We start from the raw sequence: 12,647 nt of genomic DNA, 5'->3' as shown, positions 1-12,647 counted from the left end.
TTGATTGGTATCAGTGGCGCAGATCGGAAAGGAACCGCTGCGCGCGCGGATGGCGTGGTGCTGTGAAAAACTCTTCCGGCGTCGCTTTTTCGAGAATTTCGCCGGCGTCGATGAACCAGATGCGGTCGGCAACTTCACGGGCAAAGCCCATTTCGTGGGTCACGCAAAGCATGGTCATGCCCTCTGCGGCGAGCCCCTTCATGACGGCCAGCACCTCTCCAACCATTTCCGGGTCGAGAGCGCTTGTCGGTTCATCGAACAACATGACGGGCGGCTCCATGGCCAGCGCACGCGCAATTGCCACGCGCTGCTGCTGACCGCCGGACAATTGCCCCGGATAGGCGCCGGCCTTGTCGGAGAGGCCTACCCGATCCAGAAGCTTCAAAGCTTTCTGGCGGGCAACATCAGGTGCGACGCCTTTCACCCGGATCGGGGAAATCGTGACATTTTCGACAACGGACAGGTGCGGAAAGAGATTGAAATTCTGGAACACAAAACCAACTCTGCTGCGCAGAAGATTGAGTTCCTTTGTCTTGGTTGCCGCGTGAATATCCTGCCCATCGAGCGTGATGGATCCGCTATTGATCTCTTCGAGACGATTGACGGTACGGATCAATGTGGATTTGCCGGAGCCGGAAGGGCCGCAGATGACGATAACCTCGCCCCGCGCGACTTCGGCGTCGACATTCTTCAAAACCTCGTAGTCGCCATAACTCTTGCAGACATTGGAAATGCGGATGGTCTGCTGTGTTGATGATGCCGTGTTTGTCATGGCTGCTCCGTTATGATTTTCGCCTGCGCCTGCAATGCCTGTTGCCGGCGACCGACCACACCGGCACGGCGTTTGGCGATACGCCACTCGACGGCATTTGCGAGATACGTCAAGCTCCAGCAAATGGCGTAGTAGACAACCGCGAGGATGAGGAAGACCTGGAATGGTTGGGTCAGAAGCTGATTATTGACCTGACTTGCCGCAAAGGTGAGGTCGGGTACGTTGATGACGTAACCGAGCGTCGTATCCTTGATCGTGGCGACGAATGTCGAGATCATGCTGGGGATCATGTTGTAAAGCGCCTGCGGCAAGATGATGAAGCGCATTGCACCGAGATAGCTGTGGCCAAGCGCTCTCGCCGCATCCATCTGCCCGGCACCAAGAGCGACAATACCGGCTCTTACGACTTCGCTGAGAAATGCGCCCTGATAGATGACAAGCGTCGTCAACATGATGACGAAGCTCGGCACGTCTGCGCCAGTCCAGAGCGGAACGAGGAAGTAACTCCACAGGATGAGCATCAGCAAAGGCACGCCGCGCGTGACATAGACCAGCCCCGTTACCGGCCACCGCAGGAGCCGCCACTTGGACAGGCGCGCCATCGCCATAAGGATGCTGACAGGAAAGGCCAGTGCGATGGCAAGGGCAGACAGGATGATCGTGTTCGCAAGGCCGCCAAGCGGGCCGTTCGGATATTGCCCGATCAACAGCAGCAACCAGTTGTCATAAACGATGGTAATCATATCGCCGATCATCCGCGTGCCCTCCACGCCGGATCAAGGCGCATCGAAAGATACGCACCGGCACCCATGATCAACAGCGAGAAGAACAGGTACAGAACAGTTCCGACAAGATAGATCTCGAAGGTCTGGAAGCTGAGATTTTCGATTTCCTTGATGGCATGGGTCAATTCGGAAGCGCCGATAATGAGGGCGAGGCTGCTGTTCTTGAACAGGGAGACACTGTGATTGATGAGCGGCGGCAGGGCATTGCGCACGCCTTGCGGCATGATGATGAAGCGCATCGCGGAGAGATAACCGTGGCCCAATGCCTTGGCCGCTTCCATCTGTCCCGGGCTGACGGAGCGCAGGCCTGAACGCAGATCCTCACTGAAATAGGCTGCCTGACAGAGACCAAGACCCACCACGGCAAAGATCGCTTCGGCATTGTGACCGATCAGCCAGTCCGTCAAACCTGAAGGCAGGAGCGTGAATATCCCGAAATACCACAGCATCAATTGCACTAGTGTGGGCACATTGCGGTGGTAGGAAACATAGGCCGCCACGGCGCGATCAGCAAAACGCGACGATGAAAACCGCACGCATAGCAGAACGAGCGCAAGCGTCATGGCGAGAGACCAGGACCCGATAAAGATGACGAAGGTCATCTGCAATCCGTGCCAAAGCATTGCAATATATTGCGGGTCGCTCAGGATTGCCGACAGGTCGAAACCGCTCACGGCTTTTGTTCCTTCGATGCGTCAGCTTGCGCCACAGTCTGCGGTTTGGCCGTCTGAAGTCCGCCCATCACCTGCAATGTCGGGGTGATTTCCATATGGCCGATATTCATGGAAACTGGCGCGGCAACCGCAAAGGCAATCGCGTCGGCAATATCTTCCGCTTTCGGCAACTCGAAACCATCGATGAAGCGCTCGCGCACGCTCGGATCGTTGCCGTGAACGTGAGTGAAGATATCCGTTGCCACCCGGCCGGGGCAGATCTCCGTTACGCGGACGCGTCTGCCGAATGCATCCAGCCTCAACTGGTTCGACAGCATCGCAACACCAGCTTTAACGGCATGATAGGTCGAGTTGCCGCCGAAATTATAGTTTCCGGCGATGGACGAGATATTGACGACATGCCCGCGATCACGCTCCACCATGCCCGGAACAATCAGCCGGCAGATGTGGAGAACGGCACGGAGATTCACATCGATCAAAAGGTCGATATCCTCGGCATCCGCCTGAAGGAACTTCTTCGGCCTGTCGACGCCGGCATTGTTCACGAGAATGTCGAACTGCACCTTGTCTGCAAGATCGGCAATTGCAGCGCGATCCGTAACGTCGATCGCGTGCGGTATACAGCCGGTGCGTTCGGCAAGTTCATTCAGGGCGCCGGCGCTGCGGGCAACCGCGTGGACTTCAATGTTTTCGCGGCAAAACCGCTCGACGACAGCGGCACCGATACCGGATGAAGCACCGGTGACCAAAGCGGTCTTGTAATCGGAGAATGGCATTCTGATCCCCTTTTTTGTTACCATCAACACTAGCGAAGCTTTCCCTGCTTGCCTAAGACCGATTATTTTTGGAGTAATAAGTAAGTTTTATGGAGACCCGCAAACAGGCAATTAGAGACGGGATTCCGGGATATTCTTGTTCCAGGCAGGAGCTTTCCGCTCTGGCGCCCAGATTGCAAAACGCGTGCGAGCCTGTAAGCTGCGCCAAGCATGGATATAAGACGTCTCAAATCATTCATCGTCATCGTCGACAGTGGCAGCATCACGCGCGCCGCAGATATTCTGCATCTGGCGCAACCGGCACTCAGCCAGCAACTAGCTGCGCTTGAAGATCATTTCGGCCAGAAATTGCTCATCCGCAGCCAGCAGGGCGTGACGATGACGGATGCGGGGCATGCCGTTTACCGCCATGCACAGATCATATTGCGCCAGATGGAACAGGCGCAGGTCGACGTATCGGCGGCGGGTAACTCAATTGCGGGACGCGTCTCGGTCGGTCTGGTCCCATTCAGCAGCGCTGCAACGCTTTCCGTGGAGCTGTTGGCGGAAACGCGGAAGCGACATCCGGGGATATTGATCCACCTGACGGAAAGTGTGGGACAAACCTATAGCCAGATGATCATGAATGGACGTCTGGAACTGGCATTGATCCACGGCGTCGGACCAATCAAGGGCGTAAAATTCGAGCCCATGCTCAGCGAAGAATTTTATCTTGTCGCACATCGCGATTTCGCAATCGAAGCCGATTCAAAACCGGTGCCGATTGCCGCGCTTGATGGCATGCCCATGCTGATGCCACCCGCGTATAATTTCGTCCGGCGCGCTGTAGACACGGCATTTACCCGCAGCAGGATCCATCTGAAGGTCGTCGCGGAAGTGGAGATCGTCAGGACACTTGCCCGCGCCGTTGCCAGTGGTCTCGGCGCAACCATCATGCCAAAAGCCATTGCCAACCGGATCGTCTCGGAAACGAGCGAACCGCTTATTTGCCGGCTGCTGTCGCCACGGATCGAAGAAACACTGTCGCTGTGCATGTCCGACCAGAATTCGCTGTCTGAGCCAGCTTTTGCCGTCAAGGATATCCTGGTGGAACTGACGGAAAAATTGAAACTTTAGAGTATCCTTTGGCCCGGCAGACGAGCCAAAGGACCGTTTTCAGAATCAACGCATATCCTGGCAGAACTGCGCAATGCGGGCGCAACCTTCGCTCAGCATCTCCATGCTCGTTGCATAGGAAATCCGGAAGTATGGGCTCATACCATAGGCGGCGCCTTGTACCGTTGCTACATGATGCTCATCCACCAGCGCCATCACAAAATCCACATCGCCTTCGATTTTGCGTCCGCCCTTGGTGGTCTTGCCGATAAGCCCAGACATATTGGGATAGAGGTAAAAAGCGCCTTCCGGCTTATGGCAGCGCAAACCGTCAATCTCGGCGAGTTTGCTCAGAACAAAATCGCGACGGTCGCGATAGATAGCGGCGCGTTCTTTAAGAAGATCCTGGGGACCGTCGAGCGCTGCAATGGCTGCTGCCTGTGAAACAGTGGCAATGCCGCCGCCGTTCTGACCGTTTACATTGCTTATTGCGGCGATAAGTTCCTTCGAGCCGCTGGCGCAATAGCCCAGACGCCATCCCGTCATGGCGTAAGCCTTCGACACGCCGTTCATTGTCAGAACGCGGTCATAAAGCCGCGGCTCCACATCGGCAATTGTGCCGAATTCGAAGCCATCATAGACAAGATGCTCGTAAATATCGTCAGTCAGGATCCAGACATGGGGATGACGCAGCATAACCTCTGCGATTGCTTTCATCTCCGCACGGGAGCAGGCGGCGCCGGTGGGGTTGTTGGGAAAATTGAGAATGAGCCACTTGGTACGTGGCGTAATCGCAGCTTCCAAATCTTCGGCACGCAGTTTGAAACCGGTTTGTTCGACGCACGGCACAGCGACGGGAACACCCCCCGCGAATTTGACGATATCCGCATAGCTGACCCATGACGGGGTGGGAATAACGACCTCGTCGCCCGGATTGCAGGTTGCAAGCATGGCGTTGAAGATTACCTGTTTGCCGCCTGCGGAAACGATGATCTGGCTGGCATCGTATGTCAGATTATTGTCCCGCTTGAACTTTCTGGCAATCGCGGCTTTCAGCGCAGGCGTGCCATCCATCGGTGGATATTTCGTCTGCCCGCCAAGGGCTGCTTCGTGCGCGGCCTCGATTGCGTGAGCAGGCGTCGGGAAGTCCGGTTCACCTGAGGAGAGGCTGACCACCTTGACACCCTGCGCGGCCAGCTCTCTGGCGCGTTGGGTCATGGCGGCGGAAGCGGAGATGGAAACGTTTTTCAGGCGGTCTGATGTAGAGGGCATCTGCATGATCTTTCAGTAAGATTTAGAGAACGGGCCAACCAGAGGCCCATTAAGACGCGAGTTCTGCGGCAGGCGCGAGCGTTGCGCCGGAGGCGCTGATTTCACTACGCACGATACGCGCCAGCTCCAGTGAACCGGGCGTATCGCTGTGGACGAGGATGGAGCGAGCCGGCATTGTGATGATCGTGCCATCGATGGCTTCGACCGTGCCATTGGTCAGGAACCGGCGGACACGGGCGCGCACCGATGGTTCATCCTTGACCAGCGCGCCGGGAAGACCCCGCGCGACAAGGCTTCCCTTGGCGTCATAGGCGCGATCGGCCAAAAACAATGCCAGGGTCTTCAATCCAGCGCGTTTTGCCGCTCTCTCGATTTCGCTGTCCGGCGTTACGAACACCACAAGCTTCGGATCAACGGCAGAAATGGCATTCATCATCATATCGGAAAGCGCCGGGTCGCGATTGACCATATTGCCCATGGCCGCATGAAAACTGAAGTGCCCGACTTCGACGCCTTCGCTTTTGGCAATCGCGATCAAGGCCCCGAGCTGATAGAGCATCTGCTGTCTCAACTCATCCGGCTGAAAGGGCATTTCGCGTCGGCCGAAGCCTGCCCTATCAGGTAATCCCGGATGCGCGCCGATGCCGACGCCATTTTCTTTGGCAAGGCGAACCATTCGCGCCATGGTATCTGGCTCGCCGCCATGAAAACCACAGGCAATATTAGCCGACGATACGATCTTCATCATCGCTTCGTCGTCACAGAGCCGGTAAGGACCGAAGCCTTCGCCCATGTCGGAGTTCAGATCGATCTTCATCGTTTCCTCCCTTTGCTCCCTGGTTTTTCCGTCAACTCATCGCATTCAGTGCTCGCTTGACCATTTGAGAGGTCTGGCGAATATCATCGACGTATTTCGCAACTGCCCGCTCGGCCACACGCGCTTCCTCGTGATTGGACTTCACGAATTTGATCTTCCCACCCGCGCGTGCCTGTCCTAACCGCCACAGGTCGGCTTCGATCACGCCGGCAATCTTTGGATAACCTCCCGCCGTATTTGCATCGCTCATCTGGATGATCGGCTCGCCACCTGGCGGCACCTGTACAACGCCCGGCATCACACCGTGGGAACGCATTTCGATGGTTTCGGTCGGTTTGATAGGATCACCCGACAACCGGTAACCGGTCCGGTCGCTGCGGGAGGATATGCACCAGATCTGGCTCCAGAATTCTTCGCCATCATTGGCAAACAGCTTTTGTTCACCGGCCGGAATAGCGCGTATCGGCAAAACGCCGTCCACCACAGGCGGGAAGATATCGCTCAAAGCCACGGAAGGCTCAACTACACCAAGCCCGTTTGATGGCAGTGGTAACAGATCGGCGGAAGCCCCTATTTCCAGCCTGTCGCCTTTTGCAAGCGGTCGCCCATCGTGACCGCCGAAACTGCCGCGCAGTGCTGTGCTTCGAGATCCCATCAAAACCGGAACGTCCACTCCGCCCGCAACGGCGACATAGGCGCGGGCAAGTTTCGGCGGCTGCCTCAGTTCCAGTATCTGACCTTCCTTGACGATATGAGCGCACCAGGAAAGCAGCTCTTTCCCGTCAAGCAACGGGCACCCATCCGTTCCGGTAACGGCAAATGTTGCTGTTTTTGTAAAACGCAATTTGAAAGGAAAAGTCTGGACCTCGATGACGGCCGCATCTGCGGCATTACCAGTCAGAATATTGCCGATCTTGAGCGACAGAGGATCCATGGCACCGCCAGCAGAAACCCCGATGTCACGGTAACCGGGGCGACCGAGGTCTTGCACGGTGTTGAAGGGGCCGGTTTCGATGATCTCGATCATAGCTCAATCCCTGTAGGTATGAAGCGAACCGTATCTCCGGGTGCCAAAAGAGCTGGCGCAGAAGAGGCGGGATCGAACATCTGCAAATCGGCGTAACCGATGGAATTCCACCCATTCGGTCCGGTCAACATCGCTACACCCGTCTGCATTCCACCGATCGTCACGCAACCCTTTTCCATCTTGATCGATGGCACGGTTTTTCGGGGCATATAGATGCGCGCATCAAGACCATGCAGATAGCCAAAGCCCGGCGCACTCCCAAGCGCGAAGACACGGTAGGTCGCCTCATGGTGAATCCGCACGACTTCGCGGTCGCTCAGCCCCGAAAAATCGCAGAGGGCTGGAAGGTCGGCAGCGTATTCGCCCCCATAATGTACCGGTATTTCAACTGTCTTCCCGACAATATCCAGACTGGCTGCTTTATCCCAGGCATCGAGCAGCTGGGACACGATGAACTCCGGATCTTCAGGTGTTTCCTTAAAAATCGCCAGAAGGTTCGTCATGCCGGGAATGACTTCCGCAACACCTGGCCAGCCTTTTACCGCTTGCGAAAGCGCCCAGATCCAACGTTGTGCTGGCAGATCAAATTCGCCGGATGCTTCAAGCAAGAATGACCGGGAGCCTATGAACGAAACACGCGCTTGGCCTTTGATGACGGGCTGGATTTCGTGACGAGGCACAAGAGTGTTCGATGTCGCAATCATGATTGAAGCTCGATTTCGAACAGCGGATCACCAAAACCAACCAGAGCATCCTGCACGGCAAGCTGATTGACGAGCGAACCGTTACGACCCGCGACAACGGGGATGAGAATGTGGTCGATGCGGATAAATCCAATCACGTCATCTGCAGCGACCAAACGCGGACGATTTTGCGTTTTTGCAGGCAGAGGAGGCTTAGAAGAGTAGAAGAGACCGGCAATCGGGGCTTTTACCACCACTTTCGAAACACCGGCCTTTGGTGAGCAGACAGTGCCGGCGACGGAAATTGCAGATCTTGCCGAGGCAGAAACAATAATGCGTACCTGACCCTCAGGCGTCGTGATTTCTACGCCGTCCACGCCTGCATCCGTCAGCATATCAGTCAAGGCTGTGAGTAAGACGGGGTCGCTAAAGTCGGGCCTGCTCATGCTGCCCTCCGTTCTTTTAGCCATTGTTCAAGATAATGAATGTCTGTTTCGCCCTGCGCGAAAGCTTGGTCCTCAAACAGGGCGCGCAGGAGCGGAAGATTGGTCGAAATACCCTCCACCCGTGTACCCGCAAGCGCTTGGCGCATCCTAACCATGGCTTCAGCACGGGTCGGCGCATGTACGATCAACTTCGCGATCAAGGAATCATAATAGGGTGACACCCGGTAGCCGACATGGATATGGGTATCGACGCGAATCCCCTCTCCTTCCGGCAGCACAAGATCGGTCACGACGCCCGCCGAGGGGAGAAACTTATCAGGATCTTCGGCATTGATCCGGCATTCGAAGGAATGTCCGTCGCAGACAACATCTGCCTGCCGCAAGTCCAGAGGCTTACCCTGCGCCGCCTTGATCTGGGCCTGAACGATGTCGATGCCGCTCGTCATTTCCGTGACTGGATGTTCGACCTGCAAGCGCGTATTCATCTCGATGAAATAGAATTTGCCGTCTTCAAACAGAAATTCGAAAGTTCCCACCCCGCGATAACCGATCTGTCGGCAAGCCTCGACACAAGCCATACCGACCGGCTGGATCACATCGACCGAAATTCCAGGCGCTGGCGCTTCTTCCACCACTTTTTGATGACGACGCTGCATCGAACAGTCGCGGTGACCAAGCCAGACGGCATTGCCGTGCGTGTCGCACAGGACCTGTATCTCGATATGACGGGGATGCTGGAGAAACTTCTCCATGTAGAGGACAGCAGAGCCAAAAGCCTGCCGCGCCTCCTCCCTCGTCAGGGTAATGGCTTCGTGAAGCAAGGCAGCTTCCTGCACCACTCGCATGCCACGCCCGCCACCACCGCCCGCAGCCTTGATGATGATTGGATAGCCGATCTCATTCGCGATACGCTCCACCGTTGCGGCATCCTCGGGAAGCGCTGTATCCGGTCCCGGTACACATGGTACACCGGCCGCAATCATTGCCCGTTTGGCAGCGATCTTGTCGCCCATCGTGGAGATCGACCTTGCGTCCGGACCGATGAATACGAGACCGGCATCTTCGACAGCCTGAGAAAAGGCGGCATTTTCGGACAGAAATCCATAACCGGGATGGATCGCACCCGCTCCCGTCAAACGGGCAGCGATTAAGATGGCATTCTGATTGAGATAGCTCTTGGCAGCATTCGCCGGGCCAACACAAAGGAAGGTGTCAGCCGTTTGACCATATGGAGCCTGCCTGTCCGCCTCAGAGCAGATGGCCACGGTCTTTAAGCCCAATTCGCGGCAGGCGCGCTGAATGCGTGCAGCAATTTCACCCCGGTTGGCAATCAGGACCGTGTCGAAACCCGGCATATCCGATGTGGCGTTGAGATTTTCCGCCATTACGCGATCTCCGCCAGCAAATCATTGGCCTCAACCTCGCCACCATCAACCTCCGTCAGATAGGTGATCCGGCCAGCGCGTGGGGCAACAATTTTATTGAAAACTTTCATGGCTTCAATGATGAAGAGGGCCTGGCCCTCCTCGACCACATCTCCAGCCTCAACAAATGAAGGTTGTCCCGGCGCAGAAGCGCGATGCAAAACGCCAAAAATCGGGGCATGAACGGAGGTGGCCGTTGTGGTGGCAGGAAGGATCGACTCCGACTGATCGATCAGCGCGTCATCCCCTGCTTTGACCGAGACATTACTGCCAGCCTCTGTTCGAGGTGCGGTTTTGAATATCCGCACAGTTACGCTTTTCTCTGTCACCATGAGTTCGGTGACGTTCGTTCGTCCGACAAAATCAATCAGCGTCTTTATCTTCGGCAGGTCCATAAGCGTACTCGGCATTGTCCAAAGCCACCCGGTGATCCCGCACGATCGGGGTCACTTTCGGCTGCCTTAGACCTAGCACGATAGGCTGTTTGATGGGGTCAGAAGAACTTTTGATGGAGGTGTTCAATTAATAGGGGGCCGTGAGCTGTTGAGTCCGCGAGGCTCCAGTGGGCCCAATGGATCGACCGTTGCACACTATCAGAGCCCGTGAGGGATATACCGCCGGCAAGTCATTTGCGGTATCCAACGCCCTAAACGCAAAACGCCCTCCGGGATGGGAGGGCTTTGTTGTTGATGGTCTTGAAGATATTGGTTGCGGGGGCAGGATTTGAACCTGCGGCCTTCAGGTTATGAGCCTGACGAGCTACCGGGCTGCTCCACCCCGCGTTACCATCGCATTCGGCTCTGCCGAATGTCGCGCTTCCGTCTTTGCTTTAGCGAAGACGGATCTGTTTCGGAGCAAATTGCCGAAGGCGATTTGTCTCCTTTAGGGGACGCACAAGGCGTTTTCCTTATATTTTTATGGTCCGCAATGCATAAAGGCCGCTTTGATAGCGGCCCTTTGTGTCGGCTGGGCCGAAGAGTGTGGTTGAGAAGATATTCGTTGCGTTTTGCAGACCTGGCAGCGACCTACTCTCCCGCGTCTTGAGACGGAGTACCATTGGCGCTGGGGCGTTTCACGGCCGTGTTCGGAATGGGAACGGGTGCAGCCGCCCCGCGATAACCACCAGGTCGGCAAAACGCAACACAGTTCATGTTTTCACATGAGTGTTGTTTCGAGAAGCTGGGAAGCTTGCGCTTCATTTAATTTAACACGTCTTTCTTTGACTGGTCCGTTTGCCTGCCTTGCTCAAGGTTGAGTTTGGCAGCCATACAGGACGCTAGTCCGTCGCCTCGGGTTTTTGCCTTGGCAAAATACCCTGACGGCGCGCCGTCTGCAGCGAAGCGGCCTTGGCCGCGACAGCGTGAAGACAGAAGAGATGATGCTCATCTTTGATGAGCATGAACAATGGGAACGAAGAAGTCGATCGAGCTATTAGTAACGGTAAGCTTCACATGTTGCCATGCTTCCACACCCGTCCTATCAACGTGGTCGTCTTCCACGGCTCTGATAGGGAACACTCGTTTTCAGGTTGGTTTCCCGCTTAGATGCCTTCAGCGGTTATCCATTCCGTATATAGCTACTCTGCTATGCCCTTGGCAGGACAACAGATCCACCAGAGATACGTCCATCCCGGTCCTCTCGTACTAGGGACAGATCCTGTCAATATTCCTACACCCACGGCAGATAGGGACCGAACTGTCTCACGACGTTCTGAACCCAACTCACGTACCGCTTTAAATGGCGAACAGCCATACCCTTGGGACCTGCTCCAGCCCCAGGATGCGATGAGTCGACATCGAGGTGCCAAACAACCCCGTCGATATGGACTCTTGGGGGTCATCAGCCTGTTATCCCCGGCGTACCTTTTATCCGTTGAGCGATGGCCCTTCCACACGGGACCACCGGATCACTATGACCGACTTTCGTCTCTGCTCGACTTGTCAGTCTCGCAGTCAGGCGGGCTTATGCCATTGCACTCGACGACCGATTTCCGACCGGTCTGAGCCCACCATCGCGCGCCTCCGTTACTCTTTCGGAGGCGACCGCCCCAGTCAAACTACCCACCATACACTGTCCCGGATCCGGATAACGGACCGCGGTTAGACATCCACGAAGATAAGGGTGGTATTTCAAGGATGGCTCCACAAGAACTGGCGTCCCTGCTTCAAAGCCTACCACCTATCCTACACATGCCTTGGCGAATGCCAGTGTAAAGCTATAGTAAAGGTGCACGGGGTCTTTCCGTCTGACCGCAGGAACCCCGCATCTTCACGGGGAATTCAATTTCACTGAGTCTATGTTGGAGACAGCGGGGAAGTCGTTACGCCATTCGTGCAGGTCGGAACTTACCCGACAAGGAATTTCGCTACCTTAGGACCGTTATAGTTACGGCCGCCGTTTACTGGGGCTTCAGTTCAGAGCTTGCACCCCTCCCTTTAACCTTCCAGCACCGGGCAGGCGTCAGACCCTATACGTCGTATTGCTACTTCGCAGAGCCCTGTGTTTTTGATAAACAGTCGCTACCCCCTGGTCTGTGCCACCCCATCATACTTGCGTAAAATGGGGTCACGCTTCTTCCGAAGTTACGCGTGCAATTTGCCGAGTTCCTTCAACATAGTTCTCTCAAGCGCCTTGGTATACTCTACCTGACCACCTGTGTCGGTTTCGGGTACGGTCTATACGGTGGAGCTATTTCCTGGAACCTCTTCGCCGCACATTCAATCCAGTAAGAATGTACAACACACGAGATCCGTCACTACCACCAGGCCCACGAATATTAACGTGGTTCCCATCGACTACGCGTGTCCGCCTCGTCTTAGGGGCCGGCTAACCCTGCTCAGATTAACTTTAAGCAGGAACCCTTGGTCTTTCGGCGA

Annotated in this window: 12 protein-coding genes, 1 tRNA gene and 2 rRNA genes (1 of these 15 only partly in view); 1 reads left to right on the top strand and 14 read right to left on the bottom strand. The window is 55.8% G+C overall.

Translation table 11 applies throughout. The features are described 5' to 3' along the window. Positions 1-10: 10 nt before the first annotated feature. Genes CRP02_RS08145 through CRP02_RS08130 form a run of 4 tightly spaced genes read right to left on the bottom strand, consistent with a single transcriptional unit; the run spans position 11 to position 3,007 of the window. Positions 11-772, bottom strand: coding sequence for an amino acid ABC transporter ATP-binding protein (locus tag CRP02_RS08145; protein ID WP_003518020.1), 762 nt, complete (start codon positions 770-772; stop codon positions 11-13). Beyond that, positions 769-1,527: an amino acid ABC transporter permease gene (locus CRP02_RS08140; protein WP_097170756.1), complete on the bottom strand. Its 759-nt coding sequence runs from the start codon at positions 1,525-1,527 to the stop codon at positions 769-771. Before CRP02_RS08140 ends, CRP02_RS08145 begins: the two co-directional genes overlap by 4 nt. Next, positions 1,524-2,231, bottom strand: a complete 708-nt coding sequence (locus CRP02_RS08135; protein WP_003518018.1) for an amino acid ABC transporter permease — start codon at positions 2,229-2,231, stop codon at positions 1,524-1,526. Before CRP02_RS08135 ends, CRP02_RS08140 begins: the two co-directional genes overlap by 4 nt. Continuing rightward, a complete protein-coding gene (locus CRP02_RS08130; RefSeq protein ID WP_097100425.1) occupies positions 2,228-3,007 on the bottom strand; it encodes an SDR family oxidoreductase in 780 nt (259 codons plus the stop codon). Before CRP02_RS08130 ends, CRP02_RS08135 begins: the two co-directional genes overlap by 4 nt. 210 nt (positions 3,008-3,217) lie before the next feature. Here CRP02_RS08130 and nac point away from each other — a divergent pair, with 210 nt between their 5' ends. Continuing rightward, complete coding sequence (gene nac / locus CRP02_RS08125) at positions 3,218-4,123, top strand: nitrogen assimilation transcriptional regulator NAC (protein ID WP_097170755.1); 906 nt, start codon at positions 3,218-3,220, stop codon at positions 4,121-4,123. A 45-nt stretch (positions 4,124-4,168) separates the two neighbouring features. Here the strand turns inward: nac and CRP02_RS08120 are convergent, their stop codons facing one another. The 10 genes from CRP02_RS08120 to CRP02_RS08075 all read right to left on the bottom strand — a co-directional run. Next, a complete protein-coding gene (locus CRP02_RS08120) occupies positions 4,169-5,374 on the bottom strand; it encodes a pyridoxal phosphate-dependent aminotransferase (RefSeq protein ID WP_097171295.1) in 1,206 nt (401 codons plus the stop codon). Positions 5,375-5,423: 49 nt separating this feature from the next. Continuing rightward, entirely contained in the window at positions 5,424-6,191 is a 768-nt protein-coding gene (locus CRP02_RS08115) for a 5-oxoprolinase subunit PxpA (protein ID WP_097170754.1), read from the bottom strand. A 31-nt stretch (positions 6,192-6,222) separates the two neighbouring features. After that, the gene (locus tag CRP02_RS08110) at positions 6,223-7,218 is read right to left on the bottom strand and encodes a biotin-dependent carboxyltransferase family protein (protein ID WP_097170753.1); all 996 of its coding nucleotides are present in this window, start codon (positions 7,216-7,218) and stop codon (positions 6,223-6,225) included. Then, complete coding sequence (gene pxpB, locus CRP02_RS08105; RefSeq protein WP_097170752.1) at positions 7,215-7,922, bottom strand: 5-oxoprolinase subunit PxpB; 708 nt, start codon at positions 7,920-7,922, stop codon at positions 7,215-7,217. Before pxpB ends, CRP02_RS08110 begins: the two co-directional genes overlap by 4 nt. Beyond that, positions 7,919-8,347, bottom strand: a complete 429-nt coding sequence (locus CRP02_RS08100; RefSeq protein WP_097170751.1) for an acetyl-CoA carboxylase — start codon at positions 8,345-8,347, stop codon at positions 7,919-7,921. Before CRP02_RS08100 ends, pxpB begins: the two co-directional genes overlap by 4 nt. Beyond that, on the bottom strand, positions 8,344-9,732 hold the full coding sequence (gene accC / locus CRP02_RS08095) for an acetyl-CoA carboxylase biotin carboxylase subunit (RefSeq protein WP_097170750.1): 1,389 nt from the start codon (positions 9,730-9,732) through the stop codon (positions 8,344-8,346). The genes CRP02_RS08100 and accC overlap by 4 nt, the downstream gene beginning before the upstream one ends. Further along, positions 9,732-10,166 (bottom strand): acetyl-CoA carboxylase biotin carboxyl carrier protein, encoded by a 435-nt coding sequence (locus CRP02_RS08090; protein WP_097170749.1) that lies wholly within the window; start codon positions 10,164-10,166, stop codon positions 9,732-9,734. Before CRP02_RS08090 ends, accC begins: the two co-directional genes overlap by 1 nt. Positions 10,167-10,476: 310 nt before the next feature. Then, positions 10,477-10,553: transfer RNA gene (locus tag CRP02_RS08085), tRNA-Met, on the bottom strand. Between the two features lie 230 nt (positions 10,554-10,783). Beyond that, positions 10,784-10,898: ribosomal RNA gene (gene rrf / locus CRP02_RS08080) — 5S ribosomal RNA — on the bottom strand. A 283-nt stretch (positions 10,899-11,181) separates the two neighbouring features. After that, positions 11,182-12,647: ribosomal RNA gene (locus CRP02_RS08075) — 23S ribosomal RNA — on the bottom strand; it runs 1,341 nt beyond the window's last position.

The organism is Rhizobium sp. AN5, from assembly GCF_900215255.1.
Taxonomy (GTDB): Bacteria; Pseudomonadota; Alphaproteobacteria; order Rhizobiales; family Rhizobiaceae; genus Agrobacterium; species Agrobacterium tumefaciens.
The sequence above is the reverse complement of the archived record's forward strand: the minus strand, read 5'-3'. Positions and strand labels throughout refer to the sequence as shown.